The organism is Streptosporangium sp. NPDC003464 (assembly GCF_053588315.1).
The window spans coordinates 1-18,066 of sequence record NZ_JBSFPS010000216.1; the positions used below are offsets into that span (position 1 = coordinate 1).

Annotated in this window: 18 protein-coding genes; 6 read left to right on the forward strand and 12 right to left on the reverse strand. The window is 73.7% G+C overall.

From position 1 onward, the window contains the following. On the reverse strand, window positions 1–1,706 hold a 1,706-nt coding region (locus ACWDS7_RS35285; RefSeq protein ID WP_451932786.1), incomplete at its 3' end, for a dynamin family protein. Further along, window positions 1,703–2,047, reverse strand: coding sequence for a hypothetical protein (locus tag ACWDS7_RS35290; RefSeq protein WP_451932787.1), 345 nt, complete (start codon window positions 2,045–2,047; stop codon window positions 1,703–1,705). The genes ACWDS7_RS35290 and ACWDS7_RS35285, both read right to left, overlap by 4 nt. 200 nt (window positions 2,048–2,247) lie before the next feature. Between ACWDS7_RS35290 and ACWDS7_RS35295 the strand changes: the two genes are divergently transcribed. Further along, window positions 2,248–2,796, forward strand: coding sequence for an RNA polymerase sigma factor (locus ACWDS7_RS35295; protein ID WP_451932788.1), 549 nt, complete (start codon window positions 2,248–2,250; stop codon window positions 2,794–2,796). A 5-nt stretch (window positions 2,797–2,801) separates the two neighbouring features. On the opposite strand, the gene grpE is transcribed toward ACWDS7_RS35295, so the two are convergent. From grpE to yczE, 4 genes are all read right to left on the reverse strand, one after another. Further along, window positions 2,802–3,851 (reverse strand): nucleotide exchange factor GrpE, encoded by a 1,050-nt coding sequence (gene grpE, locus ACWDS7_RS35300; protein ID WP_451932789.1) that lies wholly within the window; start codon window positions 3,849–3,851, stop codon window positions 2,802–2,804. An 87-nt stretch (window positions 3,852–3,938) separates the two neighbouring features. After that, the gene (locus ACWDS7_RS35305; protein ID WP_451932790.1) at window positions 3,939–4,193 is read right to left on the reverse strand and encodes a hypothetical protein; all 255 of its coding nucleotides are present in this window, start codon (window positions 4,191–4,193) and stop codon (window positions 3,939–3,941) included. A 116-nt stretch (window positions 4,194–4,309) separates the two neighbouring features. After that, window positions 4,310–6,070: a glycoside hydrolase family 15 protein gene (locus ACWDS7_RS35310; RefSeq protein WP_451932791.1), complete on the reverse strand. Its 1,761-nt coding sequence runs from the start codon at window positions 6,068–6,070 to the stop codon at window positions 4,310–4,312. Between the two features lie 41 nt (window positions 6,071–6,111). Next, window positions 6,112–6,717 (reverse strand): membrane protein YczE, encoded by a 606-nt coding sequence (gene yczE / locus ACWDS7_RS35315; protein ID WP_306868945.1) that lies wholly within the window; start codon window positions 6,715–6,717, stop codon window positions 6,112–6,114. Between the two features lie 48 nt (window positions 6,718–6,765). Between yczE and yczR the strand changes: the two genes are divergently transcribed. Continuing rightward, complete coding sequence (gene yczR, locus ACWDS7_RS35320) at window positions 6,766–8,226, forward strand: MocR-like transcription factor YczR (protein WP_451932792.1); 1,461 nt, start codon at window positions 6,766–6,768, stop codon at window positions 8,224–8,226. A gap of 3 nt (window positions 8,227–8,229) precedes the next feature. Here the strand turns inward: yczR and ACWDS7_RS35325 are convergent, their stop codons facing one another. Both ACWDS7_RS35325 and ACWDS7_RS35330 read right to left on the reverse strand, forming a co-directional pair. Beyond that, on the reverse strand, window positions 8,230–8,841 hold the full coding sequence (locus ACWDS7_RS35325; protein WP_306868950.1) for a trimeric intracellular cation channel family protein: 612 nt from the start codon (window positions 8,839–8,841) through the stop codon (window positions 8,230–8,232). Window positions 8,842–8,874: 33 nt separating this feature from the next. Continuing rightward, entirely contained in the window at window positions 8,875–10,386 is a 1,512-nt protein-coding gene (locus tag ACWDS7_RS35330; RefSeq protein WP_451932793.1) for a peptide MFS transporter, read from the reverse strand. A 178-nt stretch (window positions 10,387–10,564) separates the two neighbouring features. On the opposite strand from ACWDS7_RS35330, the gene ACWDS7_RS35335 reads away from it, so the two are divergent. Continuing rightward, a complete protein-coding gene (locus ACWDS7_RS35335) occupies window positions 10,565–12,400 on the forward strand; it encodes an AMP-dependent synthetase/ligase (RefSeq protein WP_451932794.1) in 1,836 nt (611 codons plus the stop codon). A gap of 128 nt (window positions 12,401–12,528) precedes the next feature. Then, on the forward strand, window positions 12,529–13,431 hold the full coding sequence (locus ACWDS7_RS35340; RefSeq protein ID WP_451932795.1) for a hypothetical protein: 903 nt from the start codon (window positions 12,529–12,531) through the stop codon (window positions 13,429–13,431). A gap of 19 nt (window positions 13,432–13,450) precedes the next feature. Here ACWDS7_RS35340 and ACWDS7_RS35345 read toward each other — a convergent pair whose 3' ends face one another. The 4 genes from ACWDS7_RS35345 to ACWDS7_RS35360 form a co-directional block, all read right to left on the reverse strand. Then, window positions 13,451–13,621 carry an aromatic-ring hydroxylase C-terminal domain-containing protein gene (locus tag ACWDS7_RS35345; protein ID WP_451932796.1) on the reverse strand — a complete coding sequence of 57 codons (171 nt, stop codon included), beginning with the start codon at window positions 13,619–13,621 and terminating at the stop codon, window positions 13,451–13,453. Window positions 13,622–13,697: 76 nt separating this feature from the next. Continuing rightward, window positions 13,698–14,711 carry an NAD(P)/FAD-dependent oxidoreductase gene (locus tag ACWDS7_RS35350; protein ID WP_451932797.1) on the reverse strand — a complete coding sequence of 338 codons (1,014 nt, stop codon included), beginning with the start codon at window positions 14,709–14,711 and terminating at the stop codon, window positions 13,698–13,700. Then, the gene (locus ACWDS7_RS35355; RefSeq protein WP_451932798.1) at window positions 14,708–15,268 is read right to left on the reverse strand and encodes an isoprenylcysteine carboxyl methyltransferase family protein; all 561 of its coding nucleotides are present in this window, start codon (window positions 15,266–15,268) and stop codon (window positions 14,708–14,710) included. The genes ACWDS7_RS35350 and ACWDS7_RS35355 overlap by 4 nt, the downstream gene beginning before the upstream one ends. Window positions 15,269–15,274: 6 nt before the next feature. Next, complete coding sequence (locus ACWDS7_RS35360; RefSeq protein WP_306868966.1) at window positions 15,275–16,330, reverse strand: type III polyketide synthase; 1,056 nt, start codon at window positions 16,328–16,330, stop codon at window positions 15,275–15,277. Window positions 16,331–16,447: 117 nt separating this feature from the next. On the opposite strand from ACWDS7_RS35360, the gene ACWDS7_RS35365 reads away from it, so the two are divergent. Beyond that, window positions 16,448–17,473, forward strand: coding sequence for a UbiA family prenyltransferase (locus tag ACWDS7_RS35365; RefSeq protein WP_451932799.1), 1,026 nt, complete (start codon window positions 16,448–16,450; stop codon window positions 17,471–17,473). A 75-nt stretch (window positions 17,474–17,548) separates the two neighbouring features. Continuing rightward, window positions 17,549–18,066, forward strand: a 518-nt coding sequence (locus ACWDS7_RS35370; protein WP_451932800.1) for an RtcB family protein, incomplete at its 3' end; no start/stop codon positions are given.

The following is an 18,066-nucleotide window of genomic DNA, read 5'->3' on the forward strand; positions in this document are numbered from 1 at the left end:
GCCATCGCCCCCGGGGTGGCCCACTTGCGGGTCTTGGGCTGGAACTGCTGGGCGGCGACTTCCCACGCGGTCAGGGTGGCCCGCCGGTCGCCGGCCGGGACCATCGGGGAGGAGCACAGCGCCTCGACCACGGCGGGGTCCACGGGGATCGGGGGGAGCGGGCCGTCGCCCGCCGCGCCGGCCGGTCCCCGCTCGCCGTCCGGGGCCGCGTCCAGGGCGGCCGAGACGAGGTCCTCCAGCACGGTCAGCACGTCCCTGGCCCGATGCCCGGCGGTGCGCCCCTCGCTCATCATGGCGAGCCTGCGCCAGCGCATCGCCGCCGCCGTGGCCGCGGCGGCGATCTCCTCCCGGGAGGCTCCGGCGGGCAGACCGAGCTGCCCGGCGGGGTCGTCGTGGCGGGCCAGGCGGAGGAGCTCGGCGGTCATCTCCTCGTCCAGCACCAGCGTCCCCCGGCCGAGGGCCTCCGCCGCGCTGAAGATCCGCAGGCCGCCGAGGGCGGTCGCGATCGGCCGGTCCTCGTCGAGCTGGGCCGCCAGCGCGTCCAGGGCCGAGCGGTCGGAGCCCAGCACGGGCGAGCGGGCGATCCGGCGGAGCCGGGTCAGGGCGTCGAGCGCCTTCAGCTGGTCGGCACGGCGGGCGAAATGGGCGAGGCCCGCCGCCACGGAGCCGGTCGCGGCCCGTCCCGCCGAGGAGTATCCCGAACGTTCCAGCAGGTGGGCCGAGAGCGCCGCGGGGTCGGCGGCCTCGCCCCGCCGCAGCGCGCCGACCGCTGTGGCGATGCCGTAGCGGTGCAGCCGCTCCACCAGGCGGTGCCGTACTTCGGCCGGGATCGGCAGGTCGGGCGCCGAGCGGAAGTCGTTCAGGTCGAGGAGGTAGTCCTCCAGGTCGTCCTCGTCGAGTTCGGCCAGCCGCGACAGGGCCTTGAACTCGTCGGTCTCCAGCGGGCACGCGCGCGCGGTCTCGGCCAGCAGGCCGATCACCGGGACCACGTCGAAGACGGAGGTGCGCAGGTCCTGGTACCCCTTGGCGGCCAGCCGCCGGGCGGTCGGCCAGGGGTCGTCCTCGTCGCCGCGCCGGTCGACCTGGCCCAGTACGGCGAGGGTGTTGACGCAGCTCATGCCGCACGCGCCGGTGAGGCCGCGGAACTCCGCGAGGGTGGTGTCATCAAATTTCTGGACATAGCGCAGCACATAGATCATCGCCTGCGCGCGGTCGTCCTCCTCGCCGGAGCCGAACAGCATGCTCCGGGCGGCCTGCTCGTTGGCGGCCGTCACCGTGTTCATGCCGGGGGTGTCGATGATGGTGACCGTGCGCAGCGACGGCAGGTCCAGGGTGACGCGCAGGCGCCGGATCCGGGCCACGTCCACGCCGAGATCGGCGGGGAGCCGGTGGCCGGGCAGCAGCCGTGAGTGGGCCACCCCGCCGTCGGTGAGCTCGGCGGTGACGAGGCCGTCGTCCTCGCCGTACTCGTACTGGGTGACCACGAAGGTGCACTCGCCGGCGTCCACCGGGGCGACGGGCAGCCCCAGCAGCGCGTTCACCAGAGTGGACTTCCCGCTGCTCACCGCGCCGGCCACGGCCACCCGCAGCGGCGCGTCGAGGCCGGCGCGCACCTGCTCGACCCGTCCGCGCAGCTCCGCCCCGGCCAGCCTGGCCGAGGTGGTCTCGCACAGGCGGCGCAGCAGCTCCACCGGGCCGGCGGTCACGCGTCACCGCCGGAGCGCGGGGTCCGGCCGTCCCCGGCGCCGTCCACCGGACCGCCTGAGCCGTCCGGGCTGCCCGAGCCGTCCACCGGACCGTCGTCCGGGCTGCCCGAGCCGTCCGCAGGGCCGCCTGAGCCGCCTGAGCCGTCCGGGGCGCCCCGCGGCGCGTCCACGCCGTCCGGACCGTCCGGGGCGTCCTGCGGCGCGTCCACGCCGTCCGGACCGTCCGGGGTGTCCTGCGGCGCGTCCACGCCGGCCGGGCCGGATCCGCCGTGGGTGAGGGCGCCCGGGCCGGGCAGCAGGGAGAGGTCCGCCCTGTCCGACGAGAACGTCTGTTCGAGCATGTTCCGGTGTTCCTCCTCCGTCGGGCCGGGGACCGCCTCGAAGAGGAGTCGACGCAGTTCAGTCAGGTCGTCTGACTCCTTCCCGGGCGATCCGGACCCCGAATTGTCACGGTCCAATATCATGACGACTTACCTCATACCGGGTGATCGTTCGACGTGGTGTCATTGGCTGATTTCCACCCCGGGAGGATGTGTGACCGATGACGAGCGCGTCGCTGAGCAGTACCGTCGAGGACGAAAGTCTTCTCGTCGCCGCCGCGCGGGCGGGTGACGAGCCCGCCTTCGCCGAGCTGTGGTCGAGTGTGCGGCGCCAGGCCTTCGGCGTCTGTTATCACCTGACCGGAAACCGGGCCGACGCGCTCGACGCGCTGCAGGAGACACAGCTCGCCGCCTGGCGGGGGCTGGCCGCCTTCGAGGGCAGGGCGTCCTTCCGGGCCTGGGTCGTCGTCATCGCGCGCAACGCCGCCCACGCGGTGGTCCGGCGCCGCTCGCCCGCCGGGGTGTTCTTCGCCGAGGTGACCGAGGAGTCGTTGGTCGCCGCCCCCTTCGAGGACGTCGTCGCCCAGCTGGCCGACCTGCGCCGGGCGCTGGCCACGCTGCCGGCCTCCCACCGGGAGGCACTGCTGCTGTGGGCGGGCGGGCTCACCTACGAACAGGTGGCGGCCTCGATGGAAGTGCCGCTCAACACGGTGAGAGTCTGGATCCTGCGGGCCAGGCGGCGGCTCCAGACGGGGCTGGCCGCCGGCTGAGCCCCTCACGGCGCCGTCCCCGCGCCGGGCGGCCCGTGACGGTAGACGGCGACCTGCGGCACGCGGATCACCCGGTCGCCGTCGGCATACCCGCGCTTGACGGTCTCCGCGACGACGTCGTGCAGCTCCGGCCGCTCGGTCGGCTCGGTGCCGAACGCCTCGTGGACACGCGGGTCGAAGCGCTGCCCGTCCGCGACGATCTCCCGGACGCCGGCCCGGTTCAGCCCGTCCAGCAGCGTGCCGGCCAGCCGGGGATGTCGCTCGGCGATCTGGTCCCGGCAGCCGATGCACGCCTCCACCAGGGCGGCACGCCCCGGAGGGCCCCCGGCGAACAGGCGCTCCACCTGCTGGGTGAGCGCCTGGCTGATCCCGCTCCCGGCGACCTCGGCCAGCGCGTCCGCCAGCGGGTCGGAGGCGCTCTGAGCCCGGGCGGCCCGCGGCGGCCCGCTGGAAGCCCCCGGATCCCCGGGCGGCGGGTGCGCTCCGGTGGCCGGCGCCTGTGCCGCCACGGGCGGCGACGGTACGGCGCCCGGCGTCTGCGCGGGCGTCTGCGGTGCTGCGGGCGGCATGGCCGGCGCCTGCGCTGCCACGGGCGACGACGGTACGGCGGGCGGCATGACGGGTGCCCGGGGCGCCGATGGAGTGCTCCCGGCGGGCGGGAACGCCGAGCCGGGGGGCTCCGGGAGGCCGGGCCCACCCTGCCACGGTCCCTGAGCGGGGCCGGGGCGCCTGCTCCGCCGCCACAGGAGGAGCCCCGCGCCGGTCGCGGCGAGGACTCCGGCCGCCGCCAGCCCCAGCGGCAGCGGGCCGAGCCCGCCCACCGTCCATGCACCGCCGGGGCCGAGGCCGCCCGTGGTCCCCGCCGTGCCGGGGCCGACCCGCTGATCTCCGGTCCGCGGAAGCCGGCCGCCGTCTCCGTCCGCGCCGCCGTCCGCCCGGGACGGCGGCGCCACGGCGCCGACCGGCTGCCCGCCGGTCCCTGCCACCTGGCCGCAGCCTGTCACCGCCAGGCAGGCCAGGAGCAGCAGGGGCAGGAGCGCGCGTCGGTCTGTCATCGGTCGCCTTCCTCGTCGGCGGCCCGTGTGACCCTGGTCCGGGTTCCCCTCCTGGTGAGATCACACGGGCCCTGCCGATACGTGTGATCAGGCGGTCGGGAAGGGGCCCTGGGTCTGGGTGTAGTCGGAGACCCCGTCGCCGTCGTAGTCGACCCGGGCCTCGTCGACGTATCCGTCGCCGTCGTTGTCGAGGTAGACGATGTCGGTCACGCCGTCACCGTCGACGTCGTGACGCTCCTCGTCGGCGTAGCCGTCGCCGTCGTAGTCGATCAGCTGGGTGTCGGTGCCGCCGTCGCCGTCGTAGTCGACCAGGTCCGTGGAGGTCACGTCGAAATCGCTCATTGTCCGATCCTTTCGAGTGGTGTTCGTCAGCGGAGAGTGGCGGCCGCGACGGATTGTTACACCGGGACCGGAGATTTCCCGCCGGGCCCGCGCCCGGCGGGTCCCGCGGCGCCGCCTCAGCTCAGCGCGCGGGCGGTGTGGATCAGCGGCACGTGGCTGAACGCCTGCGGGAAGTTGCCGACCATGCGGCCGTAGCGGGGGTCGTACTCCTCGGCGAGCAGGCCGACGTCGTTGCGCAGGCTCAGCAGGCGCTCGAACAGCTTCACGGCCTCGTCCTTGCGGCCGATCATCGCCAGCGCCTCGGCCAGCCAGAAGCTGCACGCCAGGAAGGCGCCCTCACCGCCGGGCAGGCCGTCCACGTCGTTGTCGGCGGCCACCGGGTAGCGCAGCAGGAAGCCGTCGACCAGCAGCTCGCGCTGGACCGCCTCCACCGTGCCGACCACGCGCGGGTCGTCCGGCGGCAGGAAGCCGACGATCGGGATCAGCAGCAGGGAGGCGTCCAGCTCCGGCGAGCCGTACGACTGGGTGAAGGTGTTGCGCGCCCCGTCGAATCCCTTGTCGCAGACCTCGGCGTGGATCCGGTCGCGCAGCTCCTTCCAGCGCTCCACCGGGCCGGTGCGGCCGAAGCTCTCCACCTGCTTGACCGCCCGGTCCAGGGCCACCCAGCACATCACCTTGGAGTGGGTGAAGTGGCGGCGCGGGCCGCGGACCTCCCACAGTCCCTCGTCGGGCTCGTCCCAGTGCTCTTCCACGTATCCGACGAGCTCGCGCTGGATGGTCCAGGCCCGTTCGTCCGGCTCCATGCCCGACACGCGCGACAGGTACAGGGCGTTCATCACCTCCCCGTAGACGTCCAGCTGGAGCTGGTTGACCGCGCCGTTGCCGATCCGGACCGGTCCGGAGCCCTCGTAGCCGGGCAGCCAGTCGAGCTCCAGCTCCGGCAGCCGGCGCTCACCCGACACGCTGTACATGATCTGCAGGTCCTGCGCGCGCCCCGCGATCGCCCGCAGCAGCCACGCCCGCCAGGCACGGGCCTCGCCCAGGAACCCGCCGCCGATGAGGGCCTCAAGTGTCATGGTGGCGTCGCGCAGCCAGCAGAAGCGGTAGTCCCAGTTGCGCACTCCGCCGAGGTCCTCGGGCAGGGAGGTGGTGGGGGCGGCGACGATGCCGCCGGTGGGCTCGTAGGTGAGCGCCTTGAGCGTGATGAGGGAGCGGACCACGGCCTCGCGCCACGGGCCCTGGTAGGTGCACTCCGCCACCCACTCGGCCCACAGCGACTCGGTCTCGGTCAGCTGCTCCAGGGGGTCGATCTCGACCGGCCTGGGCTCGTGCGAGGGGTGCCAGGTGAACACGAACGCCAGGCGCTCGCCGGCCGAGACCCGGAACCTCGCCCGGTGCGCGTAGTCGCCGCCCTGCAGGGGGACGGGGGAGTGCAGCCACGCCGAGTCGGGCCCGCCGATGGCCTGCAGCAGGCCGTCGCTGCGGCGCACCCAGGGCACGATCCGGCCGTAGTCGAAGCGGATGCGGATCTCGGTGGCCATCTCCACCGTGCCCGACACGCCTTCCACGATCCTGACCAGGTCGGGGTTGGTCTGCCGCGCGGGCATGAAGTCGATCACCCGGACGGTGCCGCCCGGGGTGTCCCATTCGCTCTCCAGCACCAGGGACTCGCCCCTGTAGTGCCGCCGGGTGGCGGCGGGCCGCCCGGCGTCGGCCGGGCCGAGCCACCACTGCCCGTTCTGCTTGTCGCCGAGCAGCGCCGCGAAGCACGCCGGCGAGTCGAAACGGGGCAGGCAGAGCCAGTCGATCGCGCCGTCCCGCCCGATCAGGGCGGCCGACTGCATGTCTCCGATGAGAGCGTAATCCTCGATCCGCATGTGCTTGACGCTAATACCTCAATACCTCCGCCGGCCGCCGATCAGCCTCCGGGCCGCATCCGGGGCATGAAGAACTGGGTCAGCGGCCCGATCGCGAGAGCGAAGACCACCGTGCCGACGCCCACGGTGCCGCCGAGCAGCCAGCCGACGGCCAGCGCCGTGACCTCGATGAGCGTGCGGGCCGCGCGGATGGACAGGCCGAGGCGGTTGAGGCCGGTCATCAGGCCGTCGCGCGGGCCAGGACCGAGGCCCGCGCCGATGTAGAGGCCGGTCGCGGCGGCGGTGGCGACGACGCCGAGCAGCAGGTAGGCCCAGCGGACGGCCAGCGGCTCCGGGGTCGGGGCCAGCCACATGGCGACGTCGGCGAACACGCCGAGGAAGACGACGTTGCTGATGGTGCCGATCCCCGGCTTCTGCTTGAGCGGGATCCACAGCAGCATGACCAGGGCCCCCACCAGGATGATCCAGGTGCCGATGGACAGTCCCATGTGGATGGACAGTCCCTGGTGGAAGACGTCCCAGGGGCTGCCGCCGAGGTGCGACTCGATCTGCAGGCCGATCCCGACGCCGTAGAGCGCCAGGCCCGCGTACAGGCGCGTGAGCCGGCTGGGGATGGAACCGAGGGCGGGAAGGGAAATTTCACTCATGATGGCCTTAATCGTCCAGGCCATTGGCCGCCCAAAAAAGAGCCAATCATGAAAAGTGGTCTTATAGTGGTTGGCTTGGACCGGTATCTGAGCGGACCCCAGCTCGCCCGCCTGGTGGCGATCGCCCCCGACACCAGGCCCTATTACAGCGCGCTTGCCCAGGCCGTGCGGTCGCTGATCCTCGACGGGCGGCTGCCGGTGCGGATGCGCATGCCGGCCGAGCGGCACCTCGCCGAGGCACTGAGCGTCAGCCGGACGACCGTGACGGCGGCCTACGACCGGCTGCGCGAGCAGGGATATCTGGAGAGCAGGCAGGGGGCGGGGAGCTGGACCGCGCTGCCCGACCCGGGCTCGATGGGCGCGGAGAACCCGTGGATCGCCGCCAACGACGACGGGCTGCTGCCGCTGCACGCCGCCGCCCCGCTCGCGCCCGCGGCGCTCCCCGCGGCGATCGACTTCGCCGCCGAGCACTACCGGCGCCACGCGCTCGGCATCGGCTACGGCCCGCTCGGGATCGCGCCGCTGCGCCAGGCCATCGCGGCCCGCTACACCGAGCGGGGGCTGGCCACCCGGCCCGAGCAGATCCTGGTCACCTCGGGCGCCCAGCACGCGCTCCACCTGGTGGCCGAGATGCTGCTGCCGGCCGGTGACGCGTTCCTGATGGAGTCGCCCACTTACCCGCACGCGATGGACGTGGCCAGGGCGCGCGGCGCCCGGATCGTCCCGGTCGGCGTCCCCGACGACGGCTGGCACCTGGACCTGCTGACCTGCGCGATGCGCCAGTCGGCCGCCCGCCTCGCCTATGTGATCCCCGACTTCCAGAACCCGACCGGCCACCTGATGGACGACGCCACGCGGGCCGGCCTGGCCGGCGCGGCCAGGAAGTACGGCGCCACGCTCATCGTGGACGAGACCTGGCACGAGCTGGCGATCGACGACGTGCCCGCGGCGCCGCCGCTGGCCGCATTCGACACCGACGGGCGGGTGATCACCATCGGGTCGGCGTCCAAGCTGTGGTGGGGCGGGCTGCGCATCGGCTGGATCCGCGCCACCGCCGCCATGGTCCGCAGCCTGGCCGTGCTCCGCGCGGGCGTGGACATCGCCAGCCCGGTCTTCGAGCAGCTGGTCGTGACGAGGCTGTTCGAGGACATCGAGGAGACCAGGGCCGAGCGCCGCCGGACCCTGCGCGCGTCCAGGGAGGCCCTGGTGGCCGCGGTGACGGAGCGGATGCCCGAGTGGAGCTTCACGGTGCCCAAGGGCGGCGGCTCGCTCTGGGTGCGGCTGGAGAGCCCCTCGGCCACCTCGCTGGCCGACGCGGCGGCCTGTCACGGCGTACGGCTCGCCCCCGGCACCTGGTTCGGCGTGGACGGCACGCTGGAGAGCCGGCTCCGCCTGCCCTTCACCCAGCCCCCGCAGATCCTCACCGAAGCGGTGGACCGCATCGCCGAGGCCAGGATCAGAGGCCCCTACGGCACCCGTCCCGCCCGGCCGCTCACCCCCGCGCTGTGAGGTCTACTCGGAGGTGACCCCCCTGGCCAGCGGGGCGCGCAGCCGCAGCCGCATGGCCGCGATGCGCAGCCCGAAGGCGAGCACGGCGGCGGCCAGCGTCGCGGGCCAGCCGTGCAGGTCGAGGGTGTAGAGCGCGGCCATGACCGCCGAGCCCAGCATGGCGGGCACCGCGTAGAGCTGGCGGTCGTAGAGCAGGCTCGGGATCTGGCCGGCGAGGACGTCGCGCAGGACGCCGCCGCCGACCGCCGTGGTGACCCCGAGCAGGGCCCCGTGCAGCGGGCTGAGCCCGACGTTCATCGCCTTCTCGGTGCCGACCGCGCAGAACAGGCCCAGACCCGCCGCGTCGAGCACGTCCACCGCGGGCATCACCCGCTGCACGTGCGGATGCCAGAAGAAAACGATCACCGTGGCGGCGACCGGCACGAGCACGTAGCCGATGCTGAAGAAGGCGGCCGGCCGTACGTTGAGGATCAGGTCGCGCAGGATCCCGCCGCCCAGCGCCGTCATCTCGGCGAGCACCGCCATGCCCACCACGTCCAGCCGCTTGCGGACGCCCACGAGGGCACCGGAGAGAGCGAAGACGAAGATTCCGACGAGGTCGAGCACCTGGTTCACGAGTAAATCATCCCATGACCGGCTCTATGTGATTCACCTTTGATGTGACGGGGGCCCGGCCCCCGCGGCGTCGTGGTGCTCGCGCATCATGACGCGGAGCCTGCCGACGGACGCCAGCAGCGCCAGGCCCGCCACGACGGCGATCGCCGCGAGCGTCAGGAAGTACGCGGGATCCGACAGGTAGTTCTTCAGCCGGGCGGTCTGCCCGCCCACGGCGTCGCCCACCGAGACGGCGATGAACCACACCCCGAGCATCTGCCCCTTGAACGCCTGGGGGGCGAGCTTGGCGGTGACCGAGAGCCCGACCGGGCTCAGCGACAGCTCGCCGAAGACCTGGATGAGGTAGACCAGCACCAGCCACCACACCGAGATCCTCCCGCCCGCGGCGGACCTGGCGGCCAGGGCCATGACCACGAAGCTCAGGGCGATCATGAACAGCGCGAAGGCGAACTTCTGCGGAGCGGTCACCCGGTTGCCCAGCTTGATCCAGAGCGCGGCGAAGACCGGCACGAAGATCATGATGAACAGCGGGTTGAACGACTGCGTGGTCGCGGCCGTGATCCGGACGCCGAACAGCGACAGGTCGGTCTTGTCCTGGGCGAAGAACAGCAGCACGGTCGGCGCCAGGTCGTAGATCATCCAGAAGACGGCGGCGGCGATGAACAGCCAGATGTAGGCCTTCAGCCGGATCCGCTCGTCCTCGGTCAGGCTGTGGCTGCCGAACAGCACGTAGGCGAAGTAGACCACCGGGACCACGACGATGATCGCCGTCATCACGAGCGCGAAGGTGTCGAGGTCGAAGGTGCCCGACGCCATCCAGACGGCCAGGGCGCCGGCGACCACGACGGCGGCGGCCAGGGAGGCCAGGACGAAGTGCCGGTGCTCCTGCGGGGTCAGCCGGTGGCCGGGCTCCTCGCCCACGCCCCTGAGGTGGGGCCGGCCCAGCACGTACTGGGCCAGGCCCAGCGCCATGCCGACCGCCGCGGCGCCGAAGCCCAGGTGCCACCGGCCGTCGGCGGCGAGCCAGCCGACGACGACGGGGGCGATGAAGGCGCCGAGGTTGATGCCGAGATAGAAGATGGAGAAACCCGCGTCCCTGCGCGCGTCGTCGTCCTCCGGATAGAGCTTGCCGACCATCGCCGAGATGTTCGGCTTCAGCAGCCCGGTGCCGATGATGATGAGCAGCAGGCCGAGCGCGACGAAGACGCCCGTCCTGACGGGGACGGCCATGCTGATGTGGCCGCACATGATGATGAAGCCGCCCCACAGCACCGCCCTGCGGGCGCCCAGGACGCGGTCGGCCACCCAGCCGCCGGGCAGCGCCACCAGATAGATGAGGGCGCCGTAGATGCCGACGATCGCGGTGGCGGTCTGCTGCGTCAGGCCCAGGCCGCCCATGGCGGGGGAGGCGGCCATGAAGGTGGCCAGGATGGCCCGTAGGCCGTACCAGCTGAAGCGCTCCCACATCTCGGTGCCGAACAGCGTGGCGAGGCCCCGCGGCTGCCCGAAAAAAGTTTTCTCACGTGCCTGTGTCCCCGATGTCATGCGACCCCCCGGTGTCAACATGTGATCGGGTTCTAACTTTACGTACGCTCCCCGTGGCGGCGGTGAGGCAGGTTGCGCATTGCGGTCTTTCTTCTCACGGGCAGGGTCTTGTCCCGGGCAACGCCGTGTGGTGCGATGCATGCCACTCATGCAAGTGAGCACTTTCAGGAGGCGCGTCATGGCCGGTGTCCTTGAAGAGCGTGCGGCGATCGAGCGGGAGATCGCGGGCCGCACCGTCTGCGCGCAGTTGAGGGAGGCGGCGGAGCACAACCCCGATGCCCCGGCCTATTCCGATCCGGCCGGCGAGGGCTGGACCACCCTGACCTACGCCGAGGCCCGGCAGCGGGTCCTGGAGATCGCCGCCGGATTCGCCGCCCTCGGGCTGCGGCCGGGTGAGGCGGTCGCGCTGATGATGGTCAACCGCAGCGAGCACGTCCTGGCCGACCTGGGCGCCGTCCACGCGGGCGGCATGTCGTGCTCGGTCTACTCCACCTTCGCCCCCGACCAGGTGGCCTTCGTCGCCGGAGACGTCGGCGCCAGGATCGTGGTGCTGGGCGGCCCGGCCGAGCTGGCCCGGTGGGAGCCGGTGCTGGAGGCGCTCCCCGAGATCGGCAAGGTCATCATGCTGGAGGGCGCCCCGCCCGGTGACCGCTTCCTCGCCTGGGACGACTTCCTCGCCCTGGGGCGCGAGCGGCTCGCCGCCGACCCCGCCTCGGTCGACGCCCGCTGGCGGGCCGTGACCGCCGACGACGTCCTGACGGTCCTGTACACCTCGGGCACCACCGGCAACCCCAAGGGCGTGCCGCTGACCCATGCCAACGTGTTCTTCGAGGTCGTGGCCACCAGCCGGATGGTCGAGCTGCCCGACAGGGGCACCCAGATCTCCTACCTCACCTACGCCCACATCGCCGAGCGGGTGCTCAGCCTCTACCTGCCGCTGTTCAAGATCTCCCACACCCACTTCTGCACCGACATCGCCCAGCTCGGCGCCGTCCTCGGACAGGTCAAGCCGGTGCTGTTCTTCGGGGTCCCGCGCGTGTGGGAGAAGATGATGGCCCGCCTGCAGGCGCTGCTGGCCACCCAGCCGCCGGAGCAGCAGGAGAGCGTGCGCGCCGCCATGGCCGCCGGTCTCGCCCACGTCGAGGCCAGCCAGTACGGGCGGACGCCGTCGCCCGAGGTCCAGGCCGCCTACGAGCAGGCCGACGCCGCGCTGCTGTCGATCATCCGCTCGATGATCGGCCTCGACAGGGCGGCCTGGCTGGCCAGCGCCGCCGCGCCGATGCCGCTGGAGGTCCAGCGCTTCTTCGCCGGCCTCGGCATGCGCGTGATCGACGTGTACGGCATGACCGAGACGACGGGCGCCTTCACCGCCAACGCCCCCGACCGCTTCAAGCTCGGCACGGTCGGCCAGGCCGGTCCGGGCGTCGAGGTCCGCATCGCCGAGGACGGGGAGATCGTCACCCGCAGCCCCGCCAACGCCCACGGCTACCTGAACAGACCCGAGGCGACCGCCGAGCTGCTGGACGAGGACGGCTGGCTGCACACCGGCGACGTGGGCTCGATCGACGAGGACGGCTTCGTCCGCATCGTCGACCGGAAGAAGGAGCTCATCATCACCTCCGGCGGCGAGAACATCTCACCGGCCAACATCGAGAACTACCTCAAGGAGCACCCCCTCATCGGGCAGGCCCTCGCCTACGGCGACGGCAGGCCGTACCCGGTGGCGGTCCTCACCCTCGACGGCGAGGTCGCCCCCGGCTGGGCGCAGGGGCGCGGCATCGAGTTCGGCACCCTGGCCGAGCTCGCCGAGCACCCCGACGTCCTCAAGACCGTCGAGGACGCGGTCGCCGAGGCCAACGGGAAACTCGCCCGCGTCCAGCAGGTCAAGCGCTGGCGGCTGCTGCCGGTGGAGTGGACGGCCGAGACCCAGGAGCTCACCCCGAGCCTGAAACTCAAGCGCCGGATCATCCACGCCAAGTACGCCGAGGTGATCGACGGCATGTACGAGGACTGAGTCCGCGGCACGGCCGGCGAGGGCCCCCGCCCCCGCGCCCGCCCGGCGGGCGGGGCGGGCGGCGCTTTGCCCAATCAGCCGTGTGTCGTCTCCTCGGTCATTACCGGGCCTTTCCTAGCGTCCTGTCCATGACCATGAGAGTCCTTCTTCCAATCCTGGCGGCGGGGGCCGGCGCCGTGCCGTCGGGGGCCGTCGTCCCGCCGGCGTGGGCCGAGCCGCCCGCCGCCGTGGATCTGGCGATCCACTCCATCACCCTGACCCCCGGGGCCCCCGTGGTCGGGCCGTCGGACACGGTGCGCCTGGTGATCGAGGTGGTGGCGCGCGGGGTCGCGAGCCCGGACGGGGTGACGGTCCGCGTCGAACCGGGCGCGCCGCCCGAGCCGGGGACGGACGCTCCCGCCGACGCCGAGTCCGGTCCGGCACCACAGACCGTCCGGATCCCCGTGCCGGACGCCCCGCCGTACGTCCCCCCTCCGCAGGAGGCCGGGCCGGCGCCCGCCGTGCTCGATCTCGTCGTCCCGGGCCACGCCGCCCGGGGACGGCGGACCGGGCCGGCGGCGGGGTCCGCCGGGCGGGCCGGGACGGAGTGGGAGACCTGGCGGTTCCGGCCGGACAAGAGGCTGAGCCGCTGGTATCCCGCCGGGCGCTGGACCGTCGCCGCGACCGCCGAGGGAGCCGGTGGTGAGACGGTCACCGAGTACGCCGAGTTCCGGTTGAGGCGCGAGACGAAGTTCAGCGCCGTCCAGGCGGTCAGGAGGGGGGCGCAGGTGGAGGTCAAGGGCGTGCTGAACCGGGTCGACCCGCAGGGATATCTGGACTACGCCCCCTTCCCCGGCCAGAGCGTCGAGATCCTGCACCGGGCGGCGCCGCAGGAGAGGTGGACCAGGACGGCCGAGGCCACGACCGACCTGCAGGGCCACTTCACCCAGAACGTGGCGGGCCACCGCGGGGGCGAGTGGCGGGCCAGGTTCACCGGGACGGGACGTTACGCCGCCAGACACAGCCGCGTCCACGGAGCCTCCCCGAGCTGAGGCGTGTCCGGGGTCCGGATCACCTCGCGGGGCCGAACCAGGCGGCCAGCGTCTCGCCGAGGCTGTCGCGCCCGCCCGCCCAGGCCACGTATCCGTCGGGCCGCACCAGCAGGGCGCCGGTGTCCGTCGCGGCCTGGGCGACCGAAGACCTCGTGGATCCGGAGGCTGACTTCGAGCAGGCTCTGGACACGCTGATCCAGGGCCTGAGGTCGGTGCGGGGGCCGCGGATCGCCAGGTCGTCGGCCCCGGACCCCGGGTGCTCGGGCTCAGGCCAGCGCGTGCACCGCCGCGCCGAACAGGGCGGGCAGCCGCTGGGCCGCGGGGACGATCAGCCGCGCGGACGCCCGGTGCCGGCGGGTCTCCAGCAGGGCCCCGGTGAGCAGCCGGTGGCGCCGTGACAGCCTCAGCCAGGCCGTCTCGTACGACTGCGGGGCGCCGGCCCGCAGGCAGCGCACCAGGGCACGCGCCGACAGCAGTGCCAGCGACACCCCCTCGCCGGTGAGCGCGTCGGTGTATCCCGCCGCGTCGCCGACCAGCAGCACCCGCCCGGCGACCCGGGCGCGCACCCGCTGGCGCAGCGGCCCGGCGCCGCGCACCGGGGTCGCGGCCGGCCCGTCCAGCCGGGCCAGCAGGTCCGGGAAATCCGCCAGGTGCTCCCGGTATCCGCGGCGCCGGGAGCTCAGCACCGCCACGCCGACGAGATCGTCGCCCACCGGGGTGACGTACGCCTCGCCGTCGGCGGCCCAGTGGACCTCGACGAAGTCCGTCCAGGGCGCGACCCTGTAGTGCCGCCGCAGGCCGTAGCGGCGCGGGCGGCGGTCGGGCAGCTCCAGCCCGAGCTGGGCGCGCAGCGGGGAGTGCAGGCCGTCGGCGGCCACCAGCCAGCGGGCCCTCAGCCCCGCCGCCTCCACCCCGTCGCCGTCCTGCCGCACCCCGGCCACCTTGCCGGGGACGGTCCGCACCCCCAGCTCGGCCGCCCGCCGCGACAGCGCGGCGTGCAGCGCGGTGCGCCGCACGCCCAGCCCGTGGCCGTCGCGGAACTCGGCCTGCACCCCGTGACGCCCGTCCAGGTAGCGGATCCCCCGCAGCGGCCGGCCGGCCACCTCCACGCCCAGCGACCGCAGCGCGGCGGCCCCGCTGGGCATCAGTCCCTCGCCGCACGCCTTGTCCACCGGCGCGGGCCGGGGCTCGACGACGACCGCCTCCATCCCGGCCAGCGCCGCGTGGACGGCGGTGGCCAGGCCCGCCGGCCCGCCGCCGGCGACCAGCACGTCGATCACGCCGTGGCCCGTCCGGGCGGCGGCACCGGGGCGAGTGAGGCCAGGGCGGTCTCCTCGCACCGGATCCGCACCACCATCAGCGCGGCGTTCAGCACGGTGAACGTCACCGCGGTGACCCAGGCGCCGTGCACCAGCGGCAGCGCCAGGCCCTCCACGGCCACCGCCACGTAGTTGGGGTGGCGCAGCCAGAGCAGGCGGTAGGGGCCGCGCGTCACCGGCGGCATGCCGGGGACCACGATCACCTGGGTGTTCCAGCGGTGGCCCAGCGCGCCGATGCACCACCAGCGCAGCCCCTGCGCGGCGATCACCAGGGCGAGCATGGGCCAGCCGAGCGCCGGAACCGGGGGCCGGCCGGCCAGGCCCGCCTCCAGCAGGCACCCGGCCAGCAGGCCGGTGTGCAGGGCGACCATCCACGGGTAGTGGCCGCGCCCGGACACCACTCCGCCGCGGGCCAGGCTCCAACGCGTGTTGCGGCGCGCGACGACCAGCTCGGCGAGTCGCTCGGCCGCGACGAGCAGCACGAGCAGCACGTACCAGGACGACAGATGCTCCGACATCGGCCCCTACCAGCGCAGCAGGACGAGTTCGGAACAGAAGCCGGGCCCCATCGCGATCAGCAGTCCCGGCGTGCCCGGCGGTGGCCGCAGCGCGAGGGTGTCGCGCAGGACGTGCAGCACGGAGGAGGACGACAGGTTGCCCACCTCGGCCAGCGAGCGCCAGGTGAGCTCCAGCGCGCCGTCCGGCAGCCCGAGCGTCTCGGCGACCGCCTCCAGGACCTTCGGACCGCCGGGGTGGCACACCCAGGCCGTCACATCCCCCGCCGTCAGGCCGTGGTCGGCGAGGAAGCCGTGCACGTCGTCGGCCAGGTAGGTCCGCACCACGTCCGGGACGCTCGCGTCGAGCACCACCTGGAAGCCGGTGTCGCGGACGTCCCAGCCCATCACGCCCTCGGAGCCGGGATACAGGTGGCCCCGGGTGGCCAGCACCGACGGCCCCCCGGGCTCGGGCCGCCGCTCGCCGCCGCAGGCCACCACCGCCGTCGCCCCGTCGCCGAACAGCGCGCTGGCCACCAGGTTGGCGGGGGAGGCGTCACCGCGCTGCAGGGTCAGGGAGCACAGCTCGACCGACAGCAGCACGGCCACGTGGCCGGGCCAGCCGCGCAGGTAGTCGTGGAGGCGGGAGATCCCGGCGGCCCCCGCCACGCAGCCCAGCCCGAACACCGGCACCCGCTTGACGTCGGGGCGCAGCCCGAGGCGGCCGGCCAGCCTGGCGTCCACGGACGGCGCGGCGATGCCGGTCACCGAGGTGAACATGATCATGTCCACGTCCTCCGGCGCGAACCCGGCCTCCTCCAGCGCGCCGCCGACCGCCTCGGCCCCCAGTTCGACGGCGGACTCGACGAAGACGTCGTTGGCCGCCCCGAAGCCGTCGAGCTTGGGGTACTGGTCGAGGGGGAGCGCCAGATGGCGGAACTCGACCCGTGCGGAGGCGTGCAGGCGCTCCAGCAACCGGCGGTCGGCGTCATCGGGCAGGCACATCCGCGCGAACGCGTCGGTGATCTCGGCCTGGGAGTGGCGGTTGGGTGGGAGCGCGCCGCGCACCGCCGCGATTCGCGTCATTGATGGGATGCCTTCCGACGGCCGACAGCGGACATCCGGATCTTGCCCAACTGCGCGTACGGCATGCCTCGCGGCCCGAGACGCCGGCGCGGCGCCGGAGCCGCCTACGATCGGTCCGTGACGACGAGCGGGCATGCGCGCCGCGACCGCGACCGGCTCCCGGGGCGGCCGCCCGGCCTGGCGGCCGTGCCGGGACTGGCGCGGGCCTGCCATCCGGGGCCCACCGCCGCGGTCACGGTCCTGGTCACCGCGCTGGCCGCGGCGGCCGGGCGGGACGCGGCGGGATGCGGCCTGGTGGCCGCCGCCGTGCTGGCCGGGCAGCTGTCCATCGGCTGGTGCAACGACGCGGTGGACGCCGGACGGGACGTCGCGGCGGGCCGTACCGGCAAACCGGTCGCCGACGGCACGGTGACCGTCCGGGCGGTGTGGACCGCCGCGGCCGCCGCTCTGGCGCTCTGCGTGCCGCTCTCGCTGGCCTCCGGCCTGGCGGCCGGGGCCGTCCACCTCGCCGGTGTCGCCGCCGCCTGGGCCTACGACCTGAGGCTGAAGGCCACCGTGCTGTCGTGGCTGCCGTACGCGGTGGGATTCGGCTCGCTGCCGCCGTTCGTGACCCTCGGGCTGCCGGGCCGGCCGTGGCCGGCGTGGTGGGCGGTCCTCGCCGCGGCGCTCCTGGGCTGCGGCGCGCACCTGGCCAACGTGCTGCCCGACATCCCCGCCGACCTCGCCACCGGGGTCCGCGGCTGGCCGCAGCGGCTCGGCGCGGCCCGGGTCCGCGCCCTGATCCCGGTGCCGCTGCTGCTGGCCACCGGCCTGCTGGTCTTCGGCCCGCCGGGGCCTCCCGGCGCGGGGGGCTGGGCGGCGCTGGTCGGAGCCGGGGCCTTCGCCCTGGGCGGACTGCTGCTCGGAGGGCGATCCCCGAAGGCTCCCTTCGCGGCGGCCGTCGCCGTCGCCGCGGTCGCCGTCGTGCTCCTGCTCGCCCGGGGCACCGGGATCGCCGTGGCCGACGCGAGGGGCGACGGCTCCTACGACCTGGGCGGCGGCAGCAACGACATCCAGGCCGCCGGCCGGCTCGTCCACCGCGACGCCGGCGGCCCTGAAGCTTCAGAAGCATTTTTGCTGGTAAGCAAGGATATGAACCTTTAATTCGGTTGCCAGAACGATGAGGTTCTGGCGTCATGGTCGTCATCGACTGATCGGCCGGAGGGAGGCGATGCGGGGATGACGTACAACGAGGTCCTGGGGGGCCGCGCGCCGATCCGCATGTGGGCCGATCCGGCCGGGGTCGAGCCCGAGGTGATGCGGCAGCTGCGCAACGTGGCGGACCTGCCCTGGGTGCACGGGGTCGCGGTGATGCCCGACGTGCACCACGGGATGGGCGCGACGGTGGGTTCGGTCGTCGCGATGCGCGGCGCGGTCTCCCCGGCGGCGGTGGGCGTGGACATCGGCTGCGGGATGACCGCGGTGAAGACCTCCTTCAAGGCCGCCGGCCTGCCCGACAACCTGGCATACCTGCGCTCGAAGCTGGAGCAGGCGGTCCCGGTCGGGTTCGGCCACCACAAGCGGCCGGTCGATCCGACGAGGCTGCACGGCCTGAAGACCGCCGACTGGGCGGGCTTCTGGAAGGACTTCGACGCCCTGGCCCCGGCCGTGCACGCGCGGCGTGAGCGGGCCGAGGTGCAGATGGGCACGCTCGGCGGCGGCAACCACTTCCTGGAGATCTGCGCCGACGACGAGCA

Coding starts and splice junctions, on each gene's coding strand:
- ACWDS7_RS35290 (WP_451932787.1), bottom strand. CDS start 2,047: ATGCTCGAACAGACGTTCTCGTCGGACAGGGCGGACCTCTCCCTGCTG.
- ACWDS7_RS35295 (WP_451932788.1), top strand. CDS start 2,248: ATGACGAGCGCGTCGCTGAGCAGTACCGTCGAGGACGAAAGTCTTCTC.
- grpE (WP_451932789.1), bottom strand. CDS start 3,851: ATGACAGACCGACGCGCGCTCCTGCCCCTGCTGCTCCTGGCCTGCCTG.
- ACWDS7_RS35305 (WP_451932790.1), bottom strand. CDS start 4,193: ATGAGCGATTTCGACGTGACCTCCACGGACCTGGTCGACTACGACGGC.
- ACWDS7_RS35310 (WP_451932791.1), bottom strand. CDS start 6,070: ATGCGGATCGAGGATTACGCTCTCATCGGAGACATGCAGTCGGCCGCC.
- yczE (WP_306868945.1), bottom strand. CDS start 6,717: ATGAGTGAAATTTCCCTTCCCGCCCTCGGTTCCATCCCCAGCCGGCTC.
- yczR (WP_451932792.1), top strand. CDS start 6,766: ATGAAAAGTGGTCTTATAGTGGTTGGCTTGGACCGGTATCTGAGCGGA.
- ACWDS7_RS35330 (WP_451932793.1), bottom strand. CDS start 10,386: ATGACATCGGGGACACAGGCACGTGAGAAAACTTTTTTCGGGCAGCCG.
- ACWDS7_RS35335 (WP_451932794.1), top strand. CDS start 10,565: ATGGCCGGTGTCCTTGAAGAGCGTGCGGCGATCGAGCGGGAGATCGCG.
- ACWDS7_RS35340 (WP_451932795.1), top strand. CDS start 12,529: ATGACCATGAGAGTCCTTCTTCCAATCCTGGCGGCGGGGGCCGGCGCC.
- ACWDS7_RS35355 (WP_451932798.1), bottom strand. CDS start 15,268: ATGTCGGAGCATCTGTCGTCCTGGTACGTGCTGCTCGTGCTGCTCGTC.
- ACWDS7_RS35360 (WP_306868966.1), bottom strand. CDS start 16,330: ATGACGCGAATCGCGGCGGTGCGCGGCGCGCTCCCACCCAACCGCCAC.